A 19,686-nucleotide genomic window follows, 5' to 3' on the forward strand; every position below is an offset into this window, starting at 1 on the left:
GTCGGCGCGGGCCTGAGCGGCCTGGCCGGCGCCCACCTCTTCCGCCAGCACGTCGGCCGGCCGGCGCGCATGCTGCTGCTCGATGCGCTGGACGACATCGGTGGCCACGCGCGCCGCAACGAATTCGTCTCGCGCTCGGGCACCAAGCTGGTCGGCTATGGCGGCTCGCAGTCACTCGATTCACCCAGCCTGTTCTCGCCCGCCGCCCGCGGCCTGCTGGCCGACCTCGGCATCGACCTGCAGCGCTTCGAGGCCGGGTTCTACGACCGGGGTTGGGCCGAGCGCCACGGGTTGACGCAGCGCGGCCTGTTCTTCGGCCACGAGGCCTGGGGCATGGACCGCCTGGTGCGTCACGCCCCCGACGAGCCGGCCGCCGATTGGCTGGCCCGCACCCCGCTGCCGCCGGCCGCGCAGGCCAGCCTCGCCGCGCTGCTCGGGCCGCCGCGCCAGGTGCTGCCCGAGCTGCGCACGCGCGCCGCGCGCCGCGCCGCGCTGGCCGGCATGACCTACGGTGATTTCCTGTCGCGGGCCTGGCAGGCCCACCCGGCCGCCTTGCGCTACTTCCAGGTCGAGACCCAGGGCTATTTCGGCGTCGGCATCGATGCGACCAGCGCGCTCGATGCCTGGGCCGCCGGCCTGCCCGGTTTCGGCGGCCTGGACCTGGGCGAGGCGGTCGATGCGCGCATGTCGCCCAGCGGGCGCCAGCTGATGGCCAGCCGCGACGAGTACATCTACCACTTTCCCGACGGCAATGCCGGCGTCGCGCGGGCACTGGTGCGATCGCTGATCCCCTCGGCCCTTCCGGGCGACGGCATGGAAGCGCTGGTCGACGTCCCGCTCGACCGCACCCGGCTCGACGCCGACGACGAGCCGGTGCGCATCCGCCTCGGAGCCACCGTCGTCGGCCTGCGCCACCTCGGCCCGCCCGACCGGGCCGAACAGGTCGAACTGCGCTATGTCGATGCGCACGGCCGTTTGCGGCTCGTGCGCGCGCGGCAGGTGCTGCTCGCCTGCTGGCACCGGGTGATCGCGCGCCTGACCGACGAATTGCCCAAGGCGCAGACCGTCGCGCTGAACGACCAGGTCAAGGTGCCCCTGCTCTACACGACGGTGCTGTTGTCGAACTGGCGCGCCTGGCAGCGCGCCGGCCTGCGCGGTCTCGGCGTCGTCGACGGCTTCTGGGGCGACGTCGCGCTCGACTTCCCGGTCAGCATGGGGTCGCAGCGTTTTGCCCAGTCGCCCGACGAACCCATCCTGCTGCACCTGGGCAAGGTCGTCGTGCCGGGCAACGGCGAGCCGGCCCGCGCCCAGGCCGCACAAGGCCGGGCGGCCTTGCAAGGCTGGGGCTTCGACTTTCTCGAGACGCAGGTGCGCACGCTTCTGCAGTCGGCGCTGGGCGAATTCGGCTTCGATGCGGCGCGCGACATCGAGGCGATCACGGTCAACCGCTGGGCGCACGGCTATGCCTACGAGTACATGCGCCCGTGGGATCGCTACTGGCCGCGCGGGCCGCTGCCCTGCGAGCGCGCCCGCCAGGGGTGGGGGCGCGTCGCGATCGCCAACAGCGATGCCGGCGCCTACGCGTATGCCCACAGTGCCATCGACCAGGCCACGCGAGCGGTGCAGGAGCTGCTGCCGCGCGCCCGGCTGCCGGCCTGGCATCGTGTGCCCGGTCCGGATCCCGCCGGTATCGGCCTGGGCTGACGACCGCTTCATCACCCTCCCTCCCGCTTCACCGCTGATGCGCCAACTGCTCGCCTGCACCATCGCCTTCACGCTTGCCCTGCTGGCTTCGCCGCCGGCCGGTGCGCAGACTTCCGCCGCGCCCGCCGCCGGCCCGCCTGCCGCCGATGGCGACGGCCCGGACGAGGTACCGGCACTCTGGACCGCCGGGCTGTTCGCGGTTGCCGCCCACCACGCGGTCTACCCGGGCGCGGCACGGCGCAGCAGCAACGCGACCCTGCTGCCCTTCGTGACCTACCGCGGGCCGATCGTCCGCCTCGAAGGCGGCTCGGCCGGCCTGCGCGCGCTGCGCACACCGCGCACCGAGCTGGACTTCAGCGCTGCCGCCTCCTTCGGCTCCGACGGCCTCGACACCGGCGCGCGCGCCGGCATGCCGGCGATCGGCACGCTGGCCGAGATCGGCCCGAGCCTGAGGATCAACCTGGGCGAGTTGCCCGAAGACGGCCAGCGCTCGCCGTGGCGGCTGGACCTGCCGCTGCGCGCGGTGTTCGATGCCGACCGGGATTTCGACTACGTGGGGATGTCCTTCGAGCCGCGCCTGAGCTGGCGGCTGCCACCCATCGGCGACTGGACGCCATCGCTCCATGCCGGCGCCCTGTTCGGCAGCCGCGCGCTGAACGAGATGTACTACGGCGTCGATCCGGTCTACGTCACCCCGACCCGCCCTGCCTACGCGGCCAAGCCCGGCCTGGTGGCAACGCGGCTGGGCATGTCGTGGTCGAAGCCGATCGACACCGACCTGCGCCTCGGCCTGCACGCAAGCATCGAGAGCGTGCGCGGCGGCGCCAACGAATCCAGCCCGCTGGTGGGCCGCGTGGTTGATCCGATCCTGGCCATCACGCTGACCTGGACCGCCTTCCGCTCAGAGCAGCCCGGCGTGAAGTAAGAGGCAGTGTGCAGTGCGCGAAGCGCCACTGCCCCCAAGTGGCGTGCGCGGATCCGGCTGAAGCCGGTCCGCTGCGCGGGCCCCAGGGCCACGAAGGGGCCCTTGTCGGGCCCTGGGGGCGGCCCCCGGAAGGGGGCGTGGGCGCTACCTCTGATGCAGCGGCAACACGTCGCGCGGCGCCGAGCCGACGAAGAGCTGGCGCGGGCGGCCGATCTTGTACTCCGGGTCGCCGATCATCTCGTTGAGCTGCGCGATCCAGCCGACCGTGCGGGCCAGCGCGAAGATCGCGGTGAACAGCGGCACCGGGATGCCGATCGCGCGCTGGACGATGCCCGAGTAGAAGTCGACGTTCGGGTAGAGCTTGCGGGCGACGAAGTACTCGTCTTCCAGCGCGATCTTCTCGAGTTCCATCGCGAGCTTGAACAACGGGTCGTTGCCCAGGCCCAGTTCGCCCAGCACCTCGTGGCAGGTCTCGCGCATCAGCTTGGCGCGCGGGTCGTAGTTCTTGTAGACCCGGTGGCCGAAGCCCATCAGCTTGACGCCGGAATTCTTGTCCTTGACCTTGGCGATGAAGTCGCCGATGCGGGCCACGCCACCCTGCTTCTGGATGTCGTAGAGCATGTTCAGGCAGGCCTCGTTGGCACCGCCGTGCGCCGGGCCCCACAGGCAAGCCACGCCGGCCGCGATGGCCGCGAACGGGTTGGTGCCCGACGAGCCGCACAGGCGCACCGTCGAGGTGGACGCGTTCTGTTCGTGGTCGGCATGCAGCGTGAAGATGCGGTCCATCGCCCGCACCAGCACGTCGTTCGGCTTGTACTCCTCGCACGGCGTGGCGAACATCATGCGCATGAAGTTGCCGGCGTACGAGAGGTCGTTCTTCGGGTAGATGTAGGGCTGGCCGACGGTGTACTTGTAGGCCATGGCCACGAGCGTCGGCATCTTCGCGATCAGGCGGATCGCGGCGATCTCGCGGTGCTCGGGGTTATTGATGTCGGTCGAGTCGTGATAGAAGGCCGACAGCGCGCCGACCAGGCCGGTCATGACGGCCATCGGGTGCGCATCGCGGCGGAAACCGCGCAGGAAGAACTGCATCTGCTCGTTGACCATCGTGTGGTTGGTCACGCGGGCGGTGAAATCCTGCTTCTGCTGGGCGTTCGGGAGATCTCCGTACAGCAGCAGGTAGCAGGTTTCGAGGAAGTCGCAGTTCACCGCGAGTTGCTCGATCGGGTAGCCGCGATACAGCAACTCGCCCTTGTCACCGTCGATGTAGGTGATGCTCGAGTTGCACGACGCGGTCGACAGGAAGCCCGGGTCGTAGGTGAACTTGCCGGTCTGGCCGTAGAGCTTGCGGATGTCGATCACATCCGGGCCGATCGTGCCCTTGTAGATCGGCAGGTCCATGCTGGGGCTGCCGTCGGAGAACGACAGGGTGGCTTTCACGTCGGACGGGGTCATCGTCGGTTCCTTTCGAACTAATCTCTTCTGTACCGGCGCTCAGCCGGGCTGGCGCATCATCGCCAGCACTTCCTTCACTTCCGGGCGATCCAGCTCGCCGGCGGGTTCCTTGCGGCCCAGCAACAGATCGAGCAGATCGTTGTCGGACAGGTCCATCAAGCCTTGCAGTCCCTGCACCTGCGCCAGCGTCAGGCCCGCCTCATGGCGCCGGAAGAAGCGCTCGACGAACAGGTCGTTCTCGAGCAGCCCCCGGCGGCAGCGCCACTTCAGTCGGCCCAGGTCGCCAGCAGGCAGGAGAGCAGCAGTTTCCATCACGAGGTTTGCTGAAACCTGAATGTCACACCGCCCGACGCACCATCAGTTCCTTGATCTTGCCGATCGCCTTCGTCGGGTTCAGGCCCTTCGGGCAGACGTCGACGCAGTTCATGATCGTGTGGCAGCGGAACAGGCGGTACGGGTCTTCGAGGTTGTCCAGGCGCTCGCTGGTGGCTTCGTCGCGGCTGTCGGCGATGAAGCGGTAGGCCTGCAGCAGGCCGGCCGGGCCGACGAACTTGTCCGGGTTCCACCAGAAGCTCGGGCAGCTCGTCGAGCAGCTCGCGCACAGGATGCACTCGTACAGGCCGTTCAACTCCTCGCGTTCCTCGGGCGACTGCAGCCGCTCCTTCTCGGGCGGCGGGTTGTCGTTGATGAGGTAGGGCTTGATCGAGTTGTACTGGGTGAAGAACTGCGTCATGTCGACGATCAGGTCACGCACCACCGGCAGGCCCGGCAGCGGCCGCAGCACGATCTTGGCCGGCAGCGTGCGCATGTTCGTCAGGCAGGCCAGGCCGTTCTTGCCGTTGATGTTCATCGCATCCGAGCCGCACACGCCCTCGCGGCAGGAACGGCGGTACGACAGCGTCGGGTCGACCGCCTTCAGCTTGATCAGGGCGTCCAGCAGCATGCGCTCATGGCCATCGAGCTCGATCTCGATGGTCTGCATGTAAGGCTTGGCGTCCTTGTCCGGGTCGTAGCGGTAGATCTCGAACGTGCGCTTGTCACTCATGGTCTGGTTCTCGGCTGTGCGGTTCAGAACGTGCGGGCCTTGGGCGGCACGGACTCGACTGTCATCGGCGTCAGGTTGACCGGCTTGTAGTCGAGCCGGTTGCCTTCCGAATACCACAGCGTGTGCTTGAGCCAATTGACGTCGTCGCGGCTCGGGTGGTCGTTGTGGGCGTGAGCGCCGCGGCTCTCGGGCCGCGCCGCGGCCGAGGTCATCGTGGCCTGCGCGGCCTCGATCAGGTTCTCGACCTCCAGCGCCTCGATGCGCGCGGTGTTGAAGACCTTGGAGTGGTCCTTCAGGCCGATCGACTTCACGCGCTCGGCCACCTCGCGGATCTGCTTCACACCCTCGTCCATCATGGCCTGGGTGCGGAACACGCCGGCGTGCTTCTGCATCGTCGCGCGGATGTCGTTGGCCACGTCCTGCGCATACTCGCCGTTCTTCGCGCCATCCAGGCGGGCCAGCCGGGCCAGGGTCCGGTCGGCCGCGTCGGCCGGCAGCGGCTTGTGGTTCTTCGTCTTGAGAGCCGCGTCGACGATGTGGTTGCCGGCCGCACGGCCGAATACCACCAGGTCGAGCAGCGAGTTGGTGCCCAGGCGGTTGGCGCCGTGCACGCTAACGCAGGAGCACTCGCCCACCGCATACAGGCCGTTGACGACCGCATTCGGCACACCGCCCTTGGGCACGACCACCTGGCCGTGCACGTTGGTCGGGATGCCACCCATCTGGTAGTGGATGGTCGGCACCACGGGGATCGGTTCCTTCGTGATGTCGACGTTGGCGAAGTTGTGGCCGATCTCGTAGACCGAGGGCAGCCGCTTCATGATGGTCTCGGCGCCCAGGTGGGTCATGTCGAGCAGCACGTAGTCCTTGTTGGGACCGCAGCCGCGACCTTCCTTGATCTCCTGGTCCATCGAGCGCGAGACGAAGTCGCGCGGCGCCAGGTCCTTCAGCGTCGGGGCGTAGCGTTCCATGAAGCGCTCGCCATTGCTGTTGCGCAGGATCGCGCCTTCGCCGCGGCAGCCTTCGGTCAGCAGCACGCCCGCGCCGGCCACGCCAGTCGGGTGGAACTGCCAGAACTCCATGTCTTCCAGCGGGATGCCGGCACGCGCCGCCATGCCCAGACCATCGCCGGTATTGATGAAGGCGTTGGTCGACGCAGCGAAGATGCGGCCCGCGCCGCCGGTGGCCATCAGCACCGTCTTGGCTTCGAGGATGTGCAGCTCGCCTGTCTCCATCTCGAGCGCCGTCACGCCGACCACGTCGCCCTCGGCGTCGCGGATCAGGTCGAGCGCCATCCACTCGACGAAGAAGTTGGTGCGTGCCTTGACGTTCTGCTGGTACAGCGTGTGCAGCAGCGCGTGGCCGGTGCGGTCGGCCGCCGCGCAGGCGCGCTGCACCGGCTTCTCGCCGTAGTTGGCGGTGTGGCCACCGAACGGGCGCTGGTAGATCGTGCCGTCGGGGTTGCGGTCGAACGGCATGCCGAAGTGCTCGAGCTCGTAGACGACCTTGGGCGCTTCGCGGCACATGAACTCGATCGCGTCCTGGTCACCCAGCCAGTCCGAGCCCTTGATGGTGTCGTAGAAGTGGTAGTGCCAGTTGTCCTCGCTCATGTTGCCGAGCGACGCGCCGATGCCGCCTTGCGCGGCCACGGTGTGCGAGCGGGTCGGGAAGACCTTGGACAGCACGGCCACGTTCAGGCCGGCCAGCGACAGCTGCAGCGAGGCGCGCATGCCGGAGCCACCGGCCCCGACGATCACCACGTCGAACTTGCGTTTGGAAATCGAGGCGGCCACGTTCACAGTCTCCACAACACTTGAATCGCCCAGCCGGCACAGCCGACCAGCCACACGATGGTGAACACCTGCAAGGCGAGCTTCACACCCACCGGCTTGATGTAATCCATCCAGATGTCGCGCATGCCGACCCACGCGTGGTAGAGCAGCGAGACGATGACGACGAAGGTGAAGACCTTCATCCATTGGGCGGCGAAGATGCCGGCCCACCTGTCGTAGCCCATCGGGCCGCCGAGCAGCACCTGCAGCAGCAGCACGACCGTGAACAGCGCCATCAGGCCGGCGGTGACGCGCTGCGCCAGCCAGTCGCGGAAACCGTAGTGCGCGCCGACGACCAGGCGCTTGGAACCGTGGTTGATTGCCATGTGAATTCCCAGGCTTGTTGTTGTCAGAACAGACCGAACAGCTTGGCGCCCAGCAGCACGGTCAGCACCAGGCTGATCGCCAGCGTGGCCACCGCCGAGCTCTTGCCCTGCTCTTTCGAGACGCTGTGCGTCATGTCCATCCAGAGGTGGCGCACACCCGCGATGAAGTGGTGCAGGTAGCCCCAGACCAGGCCCAGCGTGACCAGCTTGACGAACCAGCCCGGGAAGATGCCCAGGCCGGCGAGGTAGGCACTGCGGAACGATTCGTAGGAGACCTCGGAGGTGACGCTGACGTCGAACAGCCAGATCACGAAGGGCATCAGCAGGAACAGCAGCAGGCCGCTGATGCGATGCAGGATCGAGACGATGCCGGCGACGGGCAACCGGTAGTGGGGCAGGTCCGACAACGCATTGATGTTGCGGAACTCCGGGCGCCTGGCGGATGAGGCAGGCGAATCAGGCAGCGTGTTGGCCATGGGCGGGTCCTTGGGGTGGCGCTCTTGTCGTTGGGGTGGGAAGCGGGGCGTAATCGCAGTGAAACCAATCGATTCTATTGCAGCGCAACAAGCTTTCGCCGGCCTTTCCGGGGGCCGGTGCGCGGCAGCGCAGCACGATTCAGCTCAACTCATTGCGGTAGTAGTGGGAGGTGGTGTTGTACAGGCCCCGGCGCAGCTCGACCGGCTTGTCGCCATAGGTGTGCGACAGGCGCTCGACGCTGAGCAGCGGCGAGCCCGGCGGCACCTGCAGCAGTTCGGCCGTGGCCTCGTCGGCAGCGACGGCGCGGATCTTTTCCTCGGCGCGGATCATGCGCACGCCGAACTCGGTCTCGAACAGGCCGTACATCGGCCCCGCGTACTGCGCGAGTCGCTCTGCGGTCAGGCCCTTGAACAGGTGGGCCGGCAGCCAGATCTCGTCGAGCACCACCGGCTGCCCGTTGCGCCACAGCGTGCGCCGCACCATCAGCGCGGGCTCGCCCGACTTCAGCCCGAGCGCGCGCGCCACCTCGGCCGGGGCGCGCATGCGGCGGCAATCGAGGAAATGGCGCGCCATGCCGGTGACCGGACCGTCGTCGGGCATCAGCCGCAGGAAGCGGTACTGGATCTGCTCTTCGGCATGCGTCGCCACGAAGGTGCCCTTGCCCTGGCGGCGCACCAGCAGGTTCTCGGTCGCGAGGTCGTCGATCGCCTTGCGCACCGTGCCCTGGCTGACACGGAAGCGGCCGGCCAGTTCGAGCTCACTCGGGATCGCCTCGCCGGGCTTCCACTCGCCGCTTTGAAGGCTCTTGACCAGCAACAGCTTGATCTGCTGGTACAGCGGACTGAAAGCCGGGCCGGCGGCCGGCGCGGGGCTGGCGGACTCGGTGGACGGCGGATCGGCGGGCATGGTGGGCGATTGCAGCACGGGCGGTGCCCGGCGTCCATCGAGAACTGTGTCTTATATAAGACATAAGAATAACAGAAACCGAGGGTCAACCCGGGGTGGGCGGGCTACACTTGCGGACCCCGCTCGCCCCGCCGGCTGAACGCCGGCCCGTGGGCGGGCGCGCGATCCGATTCCCCCATCCTTCCCCATCTCTTCCTCATCCCCTCGGAGACTCACCATGAGCAAGAAGCCCGTCCGCGTCGCCGTCACCGGCGCCGCCGGCCAGATCGGTTATGCCCTGCTGTTCCGCATTGCCTCCGGCGAAATGCTGGGCAAGGACCAGCCCGTGATCCTGCAGTTGCTCGAGATCCCCGACGAGAAGGCCCAGAAGGCGCTCAAGGGCGTGATGATGGAGCTTGAGGACTGTGCCTTCCCGCTGCTGGCCGGCATGGAAGCCCACGCCGACCCGATGACCGCCTTCAAGGACGCGGACTATGCGCTGCTGGTCGGTTCGCGCCCGCGCGGCCCGGGCATGGAGCGCGCGGAGTTGCTGTCGATCAACGGCGCGATCTTCACCGCCCAAGGCAAGGCGCTGAACGCCGTCGCCTCGCGCAACGTGAAGGTGCTGGTGGTCGGTAACCCGGCCAACACCAACGCCTACATCGCGATGAAGGCCGCGCCGGATCTGCCGCGCAAGAACTTCACCGCCATGCTGCGGCTGGACCATAACCGCGCGCTGAGCCAGGTCGCCGCCAAGACCGGCAAGCCGGTCGCCTCGATCAAGCAGCTGTGCGTGTGGGGCAACCACTCGCCCACGATGTACGCCGACTACCGCTTCGCCACCATCGACGGCGCTTCGGTCAAGGACATGATCAACGACCAGGTCTGGAACAAGGACGTGTTCCTGCCGACGGTCGGCAAGCGTGGCGCCGCGATCATCGAAGCTCGCGGGCTGTCTTCGGCCGCGTCGGCGGCGAACGCCGCGATCGACCACATGCGCGACTGGGCGCTGGGCACCAACGGCGGCTGGGTCACGATGGGCGTGCCGAGCAACGGCGAATACGGCATCCCGAAGGACGTGATGTTCGGCTTCCCGGTCACCTGCGCCGGCGGCGAGTACAAGATCATCGAGGGCCTCCCGATCGATGCGTTCTCGCAGGAGTGCATCAACAAGACCCTGGCCGAGCTGCAGGGTGAGCAGGACGGCGTCAAGCACCTGCTCTGAACCGCGCCGCGCAGTAAGCTACAGGGCCGGGCCCGCGAGAAGCGGCCCGGCCTTTTTCTTTGCCGCCATGACCAACCCTGCACCGATCCACCCGAACCAGGCGCTCGTCGACGCCGGCGAAGCCACCTTGCCCGATCTGCCGGTGTGCGACCACTACTGCGGCGTCGAGGCACGGATGCGCAAGAGCCTGCAGTTGCAGGCCGAACTTGGGCCCGCCTTCGACGTGACCCTGGATGGCGAGGACGGCGCGCCGGTCGGCGGCGAGGTCGAGCATGCGCAATTGATCGCCGAGCTGATCGATTCGCCGCTGAACGCCCACGGCCGCGTCGGCGCACGGGTCGTGCCGGTCGATCACCCCGCCTTCGGGCCGATGCTCGAGGCGCTGCTGCCACGTGCCGGTACGCGCATGGCCTACCTGATGATCCCCAAGCCGAATGGCGTGGCCGACATCGACACGGCCGTCGCGGCGGTCGACCGCGTTGCGCAGGCGGCCGGCATCACGCGCACGATCCCGCTGCACGCCCTGGTGGAGACGCATGGCGCGCTGCGCGAGGTGCAGGCGCTGGCCGCGCACCCGCGCATCGAGTCGCTCTCGTTCGGGCTGATGGACTTCGTCTCGGCGCACCGCGGCGCCATCCCTCATTCGGCGATGAGCGCGCAGGGCCAGTTCGAGCACCCGCTGGTCGTGCGCGCCAAGCTGGAAATCTCCGCCGCGTGCCATGGCCACGCGAAGATTCCGTCGCACTGCGTGGTCACCGAGTTCAAGGACGAGGCGGCGCTGCAGGCCGCCGCCGAGCGCGCCGCACGTCAACTCGGCTACTTGCGCATGTGGAGCATCCACCCCGATCAGATCCGCCCGATCATCGATGCCTTCGCCCCCAGCGCGGCCGAGATCGACCAGGCGATCGAGATCATCACTGCCGCCCAGGCCGCACACTGGGCGCCGATCCGCCACGGCCCGCGGGGCCGCGAGCAGTTGCACGACCGGGCGAGCTACCGCTACTTCTGGCAGGTGCTGCAGCGCGCGCACCGCACGTCGTTCGCGGGCGGGCCGCAGTTGCCGGCCGAGGTACGGCTCGCGTTCTTTGCGTGAAATGCCGCAAGTGCCGCTTGAGCCGGCGTGCATGGCGTGACATTCTTCGCATCTGCACACGCCCGGTGAGCCGCTGAAACGTTCAGTCACCCCTGCCCCGGGCCCGGGCGACACAATTCCCTCGTTGTCCTGAACTGTCGGAGTTCCCCCTTGATGCCACGCCTGTCGTTCCGCCCCTTGAGCCTTGCCATCGCCACCCTGTGGGTCGCGGGCGCCGCCGTCGCCGCCACCCCGCCGGCGGCCACCCCGGTCGCCAAGCCGGCGCCCACGAAGAAGGCCGCCGCCAAACCTGCGCCCAAGGCTCCCGTGGAAGCGCCGCTGCCGCCGGCCGAAGGTGAGCAGAACGCCGCCGCCTCGATGACGCATTTCGGCCACTACGACTGCGAAATGAACCAGTCGATCGAGGTCGCGATGAACCCGAAGTACGAGGGCTATGTCGATGTCAGCTTCGGCAAGCAGAAGTTCACGATGAAGCCGGTGCTCTCGTCCACCGGCGCGCTGCGCCTGGAAGACGTCAAGGGCCAGGCGTTGCTGCTGCAGATCGCCTACAAGTCGATGCTGATGGACGTGAAGGCCGGACGTCGAATGGTCGACGAATGCGTGCACGAGAAGCAGGCCCTGGCCAAGAAGGCGGCCGAAGGCAAACCGACCGCCGGCCTGATGAGCGGCGACGGCGGCGTAGCCGGTGCCACGGCAGCGCCCACCCCGCGCTGAGGCAGCCGCCCTTCGCCCGAGAAGCCCGGCACCCGCCGGGCTTTCTGCTTTCTGGGGCCCCGGGCTGCCGCAGAATCAACGGCCCCGATTCCCGGTGCTTGGCAAGTCTTATATAAGATATAAAATATCGTAGAAACCCTTGCCCATCGTCCTCCAGGAGCCCGCCATGCTGCAAGCCTATCGCCAACATGCCGCCGAACGCGCCGCGCTCGGCATCCCGCCGCTGCCACTCGATGCGAAGCAGGTCGCCGACGTCATCGAACTGATCAAGAACCCGCCGGCCGGCGAAGAGGCGTTCCTGCTGGACCTGCTGACCCACCGCGTGCCGCCGGGCGTGGATGACGCGGCCAAGGTCAAGGCGAGCTTCCTGGCCGCCGTCGCGCACGGCGATCTCACCGTCGGGCTGGTGAGCAAGGCCAAGGCCACCGAGCTGCTGGGCACCATGGTCGGCGGCTACAACGTGCACCCGCTGATCGAGTTGCTGGATGACCCGGAGGTCGCGGGCGTGGCCGCTGCCGGCCTGAAGAAGACGCTGCTGATGTTCGACTTCTTCAACGACGTCGCCGAGAAGGCCCGCGCCGGCAACGCGAAGGCCAAGGAGGTCATCCAGAGCTGGGCCGACGCCGAGTGGTTCACCTCGCGTCCTGAAGTGCCCAAGAGCATCACCGTCACCGTCTTCAAGGTGCCCGGTGAGACCAACACCGACGACCTGTCGCCCGCGCCGGACGCCTGGAGCCGGCCCGACATCCCGCTGCACTACCTGGCGATGCTGAAGAACACGCGCGAAGGCGCCGCCTTCAAGCCGGAGGAAGACGGCAAGCGCGGCCCGATGCAGTTCATCGAGGACCTGAAGAAGAAGGGCCACCTGGTGGCCTATGTCGGCGACGTGGTCGGCACCGGCTCCAGCCGCAAGAGCGCGACCAACTCGGTGATCTGGGCCACCGGGCAAGACATCCCCTACGTGCCGAACAAGCGCTTCGGCGGCGTGACGCTCGGCGGCAAGATCGCCCCGATCTTCTTCAACACGCAGGAAGACTCGGGAAGCCTGCCGATCGAGGTGGATGTGTCCACGCTCGAGATGGGCGACGTGGTCGACGTGCGGCCCTATGACGGCAAGGTCGTGAAGAACGGCCAGACCGTCGCCGAGTTCGCGCTCAAGAGCGACGTGCTGCTCGACGAAGTGCGCGCCGGCGGCCGCATCAACCTGATCATCGGCCGCTCGCTGACCTCCAAGGCGCGCGAGTTCCTGGGCCTGCCCGCTTCCACCCTGTTCCGCCTGCCCCAGCCGCCGGTGGCGACCAAGGCCGGCTTCACGCTGGCACAGAAGATGGTCGGCCGGGCGGTCGGCCTGCCCGAAGGCCAGGGCGTTCGCCCCGGCACCTACTGCGAGCCGAAGATGACCACCGTCGGTTCGCAGGACACCACCGGCCCGATGACCCGCGACGAGTTGAAGGATCTGGCCTGCCTGGGCTTCAGCGCCGACCTGGTGATGCAGAGCTTCTGTCATACCGCGGCCTACCCGAAGCCGGTCGACGTGAAGACCCACCGCGAGTTGCCGGCCTTCATCAGCAACCGCGGCGGCGTCGCGCTGCGCCCCGGCGACGGCGTGATCCACTCGTGGCTGAACCGCCTGCTGCTGCCCGACACCGTGGGTACGGGCGGCGACTCGCACACCCGCTTCCCGATCGGCATCTCGTTCCCGGCCGGCTCGGGCCTCGTGGCCTTCGGCGCCGCCACCGGCGTGATGCCGCTGGACATGCCCGAATCGGTGCTGGTGCGCTTCAAGGGCCAGATGCAGCCCGGCGTCACGCTGCGCGACCTGGTGCATGCGATCCCCTACTACGCGATCAAGGCCGGCCTGCTGACCGTCGCCAAGCAGGGCAAGAAGAACATCTTCTCGGGCCGCATCCTCGAGATCGAGGGCCTGCCGGACCTGAAGGTCGAACAGGCCTTCGAGCTGTCGGACGCCTCGGCCGAGCGCTCGGCCGCCGGCTGCACGATCAAGCTCAACCCCGAGCCGATCAAGGAGTACCTCACCAGCAACATCGTGCTGATGAAGAACATGATCGCCGACGGCTACCAGGACAAGCGCACGCTGGAGCGCCGCATCCGCGCGGTCGAAGCCTGGCTCGCCGACCCGAAGCTGCTCGAGGCCGACAAGGACGCCGAGTACGCCGCGGTGATCGAGATCGACCTGGCCGAGCTGAAGGAGCCGGTGCTGTGCTGCCCGAACGACCCGGACGACGCCAAGCTGCTGTCCGACGTGGCCGGCACCAAGATCGACGAGGCTTTCATCGGCTCGTGCATGACCAACATCGGCCACTTCCGCGCGGCGGCCAAGCTGCTGGGCGGCCAGCGTGACATCCCGGTCAAGCTGTGGGTTGCGCCGCCGACCAAGATGGACGAGAGCGAGCTGATCAAGGAAGGCCACTACGCCTCGTTCGGCGCCGCCGGTGCGCGCACCGAAATGCCGGGCTGCTCACTGTGCATGGGCAACCAGGCGCAGGTGCGCGAAGGCGCCACCGTCATCTCGACCTCGACGCGCAACTTCCCGAACCGCCTGGGCAAGAACTCGAACGTGTTCCTCGCCTCGGCCGAGCTGGCCGCGATCGCCTCCAAGCTGGGCCGCATCCCGAGCGTGGCCGAGTACCACGCCGAGATGGGCATCATCAACAAGGATGCAGCCAGCGTCTACCGCTACATGAACTTCGACCAGATCGAAGAGTACGCCGACGCCGCGAAAGCAGTAACGGTCTAACAACAGGGCGCGCGCAGCGCCGCCCCCTCCAAGTGGCGTGCGCGGATCCGGCTCCGCCGGTCCGCTGCGCGAGAACCCCCATGGGGGGCAGCCCCCGGAAGGGGGCGTGGGGGCTCTACTTCCCGGCTTTGATGGCCTTCTCGTCGTCCTCGCGATAGCGGCGGTTGCCGCACGAGTCGATCCAGTTGATGCGGTCGTCCTCGTAGGCCTGCTGGTCGGCGCCGAGCTTCTTGCTGCGGTCGTTCCAGCCCTGGGCGACCTGTTGCTGCGCTTCGACGCGGGCGTTCAGCTTGTCGACGGCGTCGTTGCCGCCGGCCTGGATCTTTTCGCGCTCGGCGTTCAGTTCGGCCTCTTCCTTCTTGATGTCGGCCGCTTCCTTGTCCAGCTTGCGCCGCTCGCGCTCGGCGGTTGGGCCGCCGCGGCCCGAGGCCTCGAAGGTGTCACGGCGCTGCTGCAGGTCCTTCACCTTGTCCGAGAACGCGGTCATGCGGGCGTTCAGCGCGTCGACCGCGCCCTTGCGCGATGACAGCCCCTCCTGCTCGGCCTTGATCGCGTCGGTCTCCTTCTGGATCTCGATGCGCTCGGCGGCGATCTTGTTCTGGCGCGTCTCGAGCTCGGTCTTGCGCTGGGCCAGTGATTCCTGCTGCTTCATGCAGGCGCGCAGCTCGTCGCGCGTCATGACCTTGCCGGTGCCCGTCTTGCCCGACAAGGTCTTGGTGTCGGTCTGGGCCAGGGCCGGGCTTTGGATGGCCGCGGCCAGCACGAATGCGGCGAGAAGGCCGCCGGGAACGAAAGAATATTCGGTTCGCTTCATGGGATCCTCTTGAATCGTCTGGGCTCGTGGCCCAAGGCGCGCATCATGCCACTGCCCTTCGCCGGCTCGCTGGCTACTTTCGGGAAAGCACATGTCACAAAGCATCCACGACTTTCACGACGACCCGCGCAACGCCGGCATCCGGATCTGGATCAACGGCACGCTCAAATCCCGGGTTGACGCCACCGTCTCGGTCTTCGACAGCGGCTTCGTGCTCGGCGACGGCGTCTGGGAGGGCTTGCGCGTCGTCGGCGGGCATCCGGTGTTCCTCGATGCCCACCTCGATCGCCTGTACGAGGGCGCGAAAGCCATTGCGCTGAAGATCGGCCTGACGCGTGACGAGCTGACCCGCGCGATCTACGACACGCTGCTAGCCAACGGCATGAACGACGGCGTGCACATCCGGCTGATGGTCACCCGTGGCGTCAAGCGCACGCCCTACCAGGATCCGCGCGTCACGGTCGGGCCCGCCACGGTCGTGATCCTGCCCGAATGGAAGCTCGCCAAACCCGAGACGCTCGCCGCGGGCCTGAAGCTCTTCACCGTGCACGTTCGGCGCGGCTTCCCCGACGTGCAGGATCCGAAGCTCAACAGCCACAGCAAGCTCAACTGCATCACCGCCTGCATCCAGGCCACCGAAGCCGGCGCCGACGAGGCCCTGATGCTGGACCCGCACGGCTTCGTCGCGACCTGCAACTCGACCCATTTCTTCATCGTGCGCAAGGGCGAGGTCTGGACCTCGACCGGTGACTACTGCCTGGGCGGCATCACCCGCTCGAACGTGATCCAGGTCTGCCACGAGACCGGCATTCCGGTGTTCGAGAAGAACTTCAGCCTGACCCAGGTCTACGGCGCCGACGAGGCCTTCTGCACCGGCACCTTTGCCGGCGTGGTGCCGGTGCGCTCGGTCGACGGCCGCGGCTTCGACGGCCCGCTGCCTGGGCCGATGGTCGTGCGGCTGCAGGGCCTGTACCGCGAGCTGGTGCAGCGCGACATCGCCGGGCGCGCGCGATGAAACCGGTTCGTCGCGTGGCGATGTGGAGCGGCCCGCGCAATATCTCCACGGCGATGATGCGTGCCTGGGAGAACCGCGGCGACTGCGCCGTCTCCGATGAGCCGTTGTACGCCGCCTACCTGGCTGCCACGGGCCTGGACCACCCCGGGCGCGACGAGATCATCGCAGCCGGCGATACGGACGCCGAACGCGTCGCCACCGCGTTGAGCAGCGGCCCGGCCCCCGGCGGCCAGCCGGTCTGGTACCAGAAGCACATGACCCATCACCTGCTCCCTGGCATGAGCACGGCCTGGGTCCATGGCCTGTCGAACGTGTTCCTGATTCGCGATCCGGCCCAGGTGGTCGAGTCCTACCTGAAGTCGCGCGCCACCGTGGCGCCGCCCGACATCGGTCTGCTGCAACAAGCAGCCTTGTTCGACGAGGTCGCCGAGCGCCTGGGCAAAGCCCCGCCGGTCATCGATGCCGACGACTTCCTGCGCTCGCCCCATGCCTACCTGCAGGCGCTGTGCGAGCGGCTGGGCATCGCGTTCACCGAGCGCATGCTGGCCTGGCCACCCGGCCGCCGCGGCAGCGACGGCATCTGGGCGCCCTATTGGTACGAGGCCGTCTGGCGATCGACGGGCTTCGAACCGTGGCGCCCCCGCTCACCGCGGCTGGAGGGCGCGGACCTCGCGGTCGCCGAGGCCTGCCGGCCGGCCTACGAACGGCTGCGGGCCTGTCGCCTGGTGCTCGGCTAGCAGGGTTTCGCTTCCAGCGCTACTTCCCGGCGCGCACGGCCTTCTCGTCGGCCTCGAGGTAGGGCCGGTTGCCACAGCGCGCCTGCCAGGCCGCCAGCTGATCGTCGTGGGCCTTGGCCTCGTCGTTGAAGGCCCGGTGGTGCTCGATGGCCGCGGCGGCCGCCGCCTGCTGGGCCTGCACGTGCTCGGCCAGCGTCGCGCGCAGCGGCTCGATCGTCGCAGTCCATTGCGCCGCCTCGGCCTTGATCGCCGCGTCGGCCTTGGCCAGGGCATCGCCCTCGGCCTCCATCTGGCCTCGCTGGCGCTCGGCGTCGGCGCCCCTGGGCGGGTTGTCGGTGAATTCCTTCACCTGCTGGTTGTACAGCGCGACGCGCTCGCCATGCGCCTGGACGCGCGCCTTGAACCCTTGCGCCTGCTCGGCCTTGGCGGCATAGGCATCGCGCTCGGCCTGCACCGATTCCTTCTGCTTGCGAACGGCATCGGCTTCGGCACGGATCTCGGCGCGCCGTTGCTCCAGTTCGGCGGCGCGGGCCTGTTGCGCGCCCTGCTCTTTCAGGCAGGTGCGCAGTTCGCCGCGCGTCATCAACGCGCCCTTGGCGGCACCTGCACCGCCAAGCGTCTTGGGCGCTGCCCCGGCCTGGGCAGCGGCCAACACGGGCAGCAGGCTCAAGGCCAGGCCCCCGAACGCCACGCGCGCCCGCTTGCGCATCACCGGCCCCATCACAGCTTGCGCACCACGACGCTGCCGATCGAATAGCCGGCCCCGAAGGAGCAGACCACGCCCAGGTCGCCGCGGGCCAGGTCGGCCCGGTGCTCGTGGAACGCGATGATCGAGCCGGCCGATGCGGTGTTGGCGTATTCGTTCAGGATCAGCGGGGCGAGGTCGTCGCCGACCTCCTTGCCGACCAGGCGCTTGATGACCAGCTGGTTCATGCCCAGGTTGGCCTGGTGCAGCCAGAAGCGGCGCACCGCGGTCGGCTCGAAGCCCAGTGCGGCCAGATGCGCTTCGATGTGGGCGGCGGCCAGCGGCACCACCTCCTTGAAGACCTTGCGCCCTTCCTGGCGGAAGGTCTTGTCGCGCGCGTTCGGGTCGCTGTCTTCGGCCCGGTTCATGAAACCGAAGTTGTTGCGGATGCTGTTCGAGAACTGCGTGGCCAGCTTGGTGCCGACGATCTCCCAGCAGTCGGCCGAGGTCGCCGTGTCGGCCCGCTCGACGATCACCGCCGTGCAGACATCGCCGAAGATGAAATGGCAGTCGCGGTCGCGCCATTCGAGGTGGGCCGAGGTGATCTCGGGGTTCACGACGAGTACGCAGTTCGCGGTGCCGGAGCGCACCGCATTGGCCGCCTGCTCGATCGCGAAGGTCGCCGACGAGCAGGCCACGTTCATGTCGAAGCCATAGCCGCCGGCGCCGATGGCCTGCTGGATCTCGATGGCCATCGCCGGGTAGGCGCGCTGCATGTTGGCCGCCGCGCACAGCACCATGTCGACCTGCGCGCCGGTCTTGCCGGCCGCGGCGAGCGCCTTGTTCGCCGCGTCGGCGGCGATCTCAGCCATCAGCGAGATCTGGTCGTCGGGCCGCTCCTTGAACCGAGGGTACATGCGGGTGGGGTCCAGCACCCCTTGCTTGTCGATCACGTAGCGCTGCTGGATGCCCGAGGCCTTCTCGATGAACTCGACGCTGGACGGCACCATCGCCGGCAACTCGCCGGCGGCGATGGCGGCCGCATTCTTTTCGTTCTGCAACGCGGCGTAGGCGTTGAAAGCCTCGACCAGCTCGGCGTTGGTGATGACGTGCGGTGGCCGGTAAAGGCCGGTGCCGCTGATGACGACTCGGGTCATGATGGATACACGTGCAGGTGGTAGCAGCCGACCAGTGTAGGCCGGCTGGGTTACATCGGCGACTCAGCCGCCTGGAGCGGCCGGTCTAGGAGCTCGTCCAGGAGCCCGGCTAGGCGCTCGCCTTGCGCGCCGACTTCGCCGCCGCCTTGGGCGCCGGCGACTGGGCGCCGCCCTGGCGCAGCGCATCCGACATGCCCATCAGGACGCCGCTGACCAGCGCCGCGTAGCTCTGCGCCAGCGTCTGCGCGGCCTTCATGCCGGCCGCCCGCGTCTCGCGCATCGTCGACTGCATCTGGCCGGTCATCTGCTCCAGCGTGGCGCTGGCCTGGGCACCGGTCAGGCTGCCGGCCTGCTCCATCTTGCCCAGCACTTCGCTCCAGGGGCCCGCGAGCTGGGACAGGCCCGCACCGCCGGCAGCTTTGCGCACCGCGGCAAACATCGTGTCTTCGAGCTTCTCGAGATCGTCGAGCGCCTTCTTCAGCTGCTTTTCCTGCAGGTCGGCGCCCTGGTCAACCAGCCGCTCGAGCGCGACGCGATTCGCGTCGACCGCCTTCAGCAGCGCATCGTCCATGCCGGCCAGCGCGCCGTCGAGCATCGCCTCGACGTCGACCTTGGGCGTCGCGTTCTTCAGCGCACCGGCGCTGGCGGCCTCGGTCACCGCCTTGACGACCTGCTTGATGTTCTTCAGGCTCATCTCACGGCCTTGCAGCGCCTTCACGGTGGCCTGGCTCACCGCCTCGCGCAGCTGGGCCGTCTGTTTCGCGCTGGCGCTGGCAAACATCTCGATCAGCGCCTCCTGGTCGATGCCGGACTTGGGCATGGGGTTCTCCTTGGGGTCT

At 68.1% G+C, this 19,686-nt stretch carries 19 protein-coding genes; 8 read left to right on the forward strand and 11 right to left on the reverse strand.

What is annotated here, in order from left to right:
* The coding region (locus VJ693_RS18055) for an FAD/NAD(P)-binding protein (protein WP_324156383.1) at positions 1 to 1,704 on the forward strand (1,704 nt) is incomplete at its 5' end.
* A gap of 37 nt (positions 1,705 to 1,741) precedes the next feature.
* The gene (locus VJ693_RS18060) at positions 1,742 to 2,629 is read left to right on the forward strand and encodes a MipA/OmpV family protein (protein ID WP_324156385.1); all 888 of its coding nucleotides are present in this window, start codon (positions 1,742 to 1,744) and stop codon (positions 2,627 to 2,629) included.
* A 144-nt stretch (positions 2,630 to 2,773) separates the two neighbouring features.
* Here VJ693_RS18060 and gltA read toward each other — a convergent pair whose 3' ends face one another.
* From gltA to VJ693_RS18095, 7 genes are all read right to left on the reverse strand, one after another.
* Positions 2,774 to 4,084, reverse strand: coding sequence for a citrate synthase (gene gltA / locus VJ693_RS18065; RefSeq protein ID WP_324156387.1), 1,311 nt, complete (start codon positions 4,082 to 4,084; stop codon positions 2,774 to 2,776).
* A 39-nt stretch (positions 4,085 to 4,123) separates the two neighbouring features.
* Positions 4,124 to 4,396 carry a succinate dehydrogenase assembly factor 2 gene (locus tag VJ693_RS18070; RefSeq protein WP_324156389.1) on the reverse strand — a complete coding sequence of 91 codons (273 nt, stop codon included), beginning with the start codon at positions 4,394 to 4,396 and terminating at the stop codon, positions 4,124 to 4,126.
* Positions 4,397 to 4,421: 25 nt separating this feature from the next.
* The gene (locus VJ693_RS18075; RefSeq protein ID WP_324156391.1) at positions 4,422 to 5,129 is read right to left on the reverse strand and encodes a succinate dehydrogenase iron-sulfur subunit; all 708 of its coding nucleotides are present in this window, start codon (positions 5,127 to 5,129) and stop codon (positions 4,422 to 4,424) included.
* Between the two features lie 23 nt (positions 5,130 to 5,152).
* Complete coding sequence (gene sdhA, locus VJ693_RS18080; RefSeq protein WP_324156447.1) at positions 5,153 to 6,859, reverse strand: succinate dehydrogenase flavoprotein subunit; 1,707 nt, start codon at positions 6,857 to 6,859, stop codon at positions 5,153 to 5,155.
* A 65-nt stretch (positions 6,860 to 6,924) separates the two neighbouring features.
* Positions 6,925 to 7,287, reverse strand: a complete 363-nt coding sequence (gene sdhD / locus VJ693_RS18085; protein ID WP_324156393.1) for a succinate dehydrogenase, hydrophobic membrane anchor protein — start codon at positions 7,285 to 7,287, stop codon at positions 6,925 to 6,927.
* 23 nt (positions 7,288 to 7,310) lie between these two features.
* Complete coding sequence (gene sdhC, locus VJ693_RS18090; protein ID WP_324156395.1) at positions 7,311 to 7,763, reverse strand: succinate dehydrogenase, cytochrome b556 subunit; 453 nt, start codon at positions 7,761 to 7,763, stop codon at positions 7,311 to 7,313.
* Between the two features lie 139 nt (positions 7,764 to 7,902).
* A complete protein-coding gene (locus tag VJ693_RS18095) occupies positions 7,903 to 8,670 on the reverse strand; it encodes a GntR family transcriptional regulator (RefSeq protein ID WP_324156397.1) in 768 nt (255 codons plus the stop codon).
* Between the two features lie 217 nt (positions 8,671 to 8,887).
* On the opposite strand from VJ693_RS18095, the gene VJ693_RS18100 reads away from it, so the two are divergent.
* The 4 genes from VJ693_RS18100 (at position 8,888) to acnB (ending at position 14,439) form a co-directional block, all read left to right on the forward strand.
* Positions 8,888 to 9,874: a malate dehydrogenase gene (locus VJ693_RS18100; RefSeq protein ID WP_324156399.1), complete on the forward strand. Its 987-nt coding sequence runs from the start codon at positions 8,888 to 8,890 to the stop codon at positions 9,872 to 9,874.
* A gap of 67 nt (positions 9,875 to 9,941) precedes the next feature.
* Positions 9,942 to 10,967: an HpcH/HpaI aldolase/citrate lyase family protein gene (locus VJ693_RS18105; RefSeq protein WP_324156401.1), complete on the forward strand. Its 1,026-nt coding sequence runs from the start codon at positions 9,942 to 9,944 to the stop codon at positions 10,965 to 10,967.
* A gap of 150 nt (positions 10,968 to 11,117) precedes the next feature.
* Entirely contained in the window at positions 11,118 to 11,681 is a 564-nt protein-coding gene (locus tag VJ693_RS18110) for a hypothetical protein (RefSeq protein WP_324156403.1), read from the forward strand.
* Positions 11,682 to 11,847: 166 nt separating this feature from the next.
* Positions 11,848 to 14,439: a bifunctional aconitate hydratase 2/2-methylisocitrate dehydratase gene (gene acnB, locus VJ693_RS18115; protein ID WP_324156405.1), complete on the forward strand. Its 2,592-nt coding sequence runs from the start codon at positions 11,848 to 11,850 to the stop codon at positions 14,437 to 14,439.
* Between the two features lie 115 nt (positions 14,440 to 14,554).
* Here acnB and VJ693_RS18120 read toward each other — a convergent pair whose 3' ends face one another.
* On the reverse strand, positions 14,555 to 15,253 hold the full coding sequence (locus VJ693_RS18120; protein ID WP_324156407.1) for a hypothetical protein: 699 nt from the start codon (positions 15,251 to 15,253) through the stop codon (positions 14,555 to 14,557).
* Positions 15,254 to 15,344: 91 nt separating this feature from the next.
* Between VJ693_RS18120 and VJ693_RS18125 the strand changes: the two genes are divergently transcribed.
* Both VJ693_RS18125 and VJ693_RS18130 read left to right on the forward strand, forming a co-directional pair.
* On the forward strand, positions 15,345 to 16,268 hold the full coding sequence (locus tag VJ693_RS18125; RefSeq protein ID WP_324156409.1) for an aminotransferase class IV: 924 nt from the start codon (positions 15,345 to 15,347) through the stop codon (positions 16,266 to 16,268).
* Positions 16,265 to 17,005 (forward strand): HAD family hydrolase, encoded by a 741-nt coding sequence (locus VJ693_RS18130; protein WP_324156411.1) that lies wholly within the window; start codon positions 16,265 to 16,267, stop codon positions 17,003 to 17,005. The genes VJ693_RS18125 and VJ693_RS18130 overlap by 4 nt, the downstream gene beginning before the upstream one ends.
* Positions 17,006 to 17,024: 19 nt before the next feature.
* Here the strand turns inward: VJ693_RS18130 and VJ693_RS18135 are convergent, their stop codons facing one another.
* The 3 genes from VJ693_RS18135 to VJ693_RS18145 form a co-directional block, all read right to left on the reverse strand.
* Complete coding sequence (locus VJ693_RS18135) at positions 17,025 to 17,714, reverse strand: hypothetical protein (protein ID WP_324156413.1); 690 nt, start codon at positions 17,712 to 17,714, stop codon at positions 17,025 to 17,027.
* 11 nt (positions 17,715 to 17,725) lie between these two features.
* Positions 17,726 to 18,847 carry a beta-ketoacyl-ACP synthase III gene (locus VJ693_RS18140; RefSeq protein WP_324156415.1) on the reverse strand — a complete coding sequence of 374 codons (1,122 nt, stop codon included), beginning with the start codon at positions 18,845 to 18,847 and terminating at the stop codon, positions 17,726 to 17,728.
* 109 nt (positions 18,848 to 18,956) lie between these two features.
* Positions 18,957 to 19,667, reverse strand: coding sequence for a DUF6781 family protein (locus tag VJ693_RS18145; protein ID WP_324156416.1), 711 nt, complete (start codon positions 19,665 to 19,667; stop codon positions 18,957 to 18,959).
* Positions 19,668 to 19,686: the final 19 nt, after the last annotated feature.

The sequence above is a fragment of the Ideonella sp. genome (assembly GCF_035254525.1).
GTDB lineage: Bacteria > Pseudomonadota > Gammaproteobacteria > Burkholderiales > Burkholderiaceae_C > Ideonella.

Coding starts and splice junctions, on each gene's coding strand:
- VJ693_RS18120 (WP_324156407.1), bottom strand. CDS start 15,253: ATGAAGCGAACCGAATATTCTTTCGTTCCCGGCGGCCTTCTCGCCGCA.
- VJ693_RS18125 (WP_324156409.1), top strand. CDS start 15,345: ATGTCACAAAGCATCCACGACTTTCACGACGACCCGCGCAACGCCGGC.
- VJ693_RS18095 (WP_324156397.1), bottom strand. CDS start 8,670: ATGCCCGCCGATCCGCCGTCCACCGAGTCCGCCAGCCCCGCGCCGGCC.
- VJ693_RS18060 (WP_324156385.1), top strand. CDS start 1,742: ATGCGCCAACTGCTCGCCTGCACCATCGCCTTCACGCTTGCCCTGCTG.
- VJ693_RS18130 (WP_324156411.1), top strand. CDS start 16,265: ATGAAACCGGTTCGTCGCGTGGCGATGTGGAGCGGCCCGCGCAATATC.
- VJ693_RS18145 (WP_324156416.1), bottom strand. CDS start 19,667: ATGCCCAAGTCCGGCATCGACCAGGAGGCGCTGATCGAGATGTTTGCC.
- acnB (WP_324156405.1), top strand. CDS start 11,848: ATGCTGCAAGCCTATCGCCAACATGCCGCCGAACGCGCCGCGCTCGGC.
- sdhD (WP_324156393.1), bottom strand. CDS start 7,287: ATGGCAATCAACCACGGTTCCAAGCGCCTGGTCGTCGGCGCGCACTAC.
- VJ693_RS18105 (WP_324156401.1), top strand. CDS start 9,942: ATGACCAACCCTGCACCGATCCACCCGAACCAGGCGCTCGTCGACGCC.
- gltA (WP_324156387.1), bottom strand. CDS start 4,084: ATGACCCCGTCCGACGTGAAAGCCACCCTGTCGTTCTCCGACGGCAGC.
- VJ693_RS18100 (WP_324156399.1), top strand. CDS start 8,888: ATGAGCAAGAAGCCCGTCCGCGTCGCCGTCACCGGCGCCGCCGGCCAG.
- VJ693_RS18135 (WP_324156413.1), bottom strand. CDS start 17,714: ATGCGCAAGCGGGCGCGCGTGGCGTTCGGGGGCCTGGCCTTGAGCCTG.
- VJ693_RS18070 (WP_324156389.1), bottom strand. CDS start 4,396: ATGGAAACTGCTGCTCTCCTGCCTGCTGGCGACCTGGGCCGACTGAAG.
- sdhA (WP_324156447.1), bottom strand. CDS start 6,859: ATGCGCGCCTCGCTGCAGCTGTCGCTGGCCGGCCTGAACGTGGCCGTG.
- sdhC (WP_324156395.1), bottom strand. CDS start 7,763: ATGGCCAACACGCTGCCTGATTCGCCTGCCTCATCCGCCAGGCGCCCG.
- VJ693_RS18140 (WP_324156415.1), bottom strand. CDS start 18,847: ATGACCCGAGTCGTCATCAGCGGCACCGGCCTTTACCGGCCACCGCAC.
- VJ693_RS18075 (WP_324156391.1), bottom strand. CDS start 5,129: ATGAGTGACAAGCGCACGTTCGAGATCTACCGCTACGACCCGGACAAG.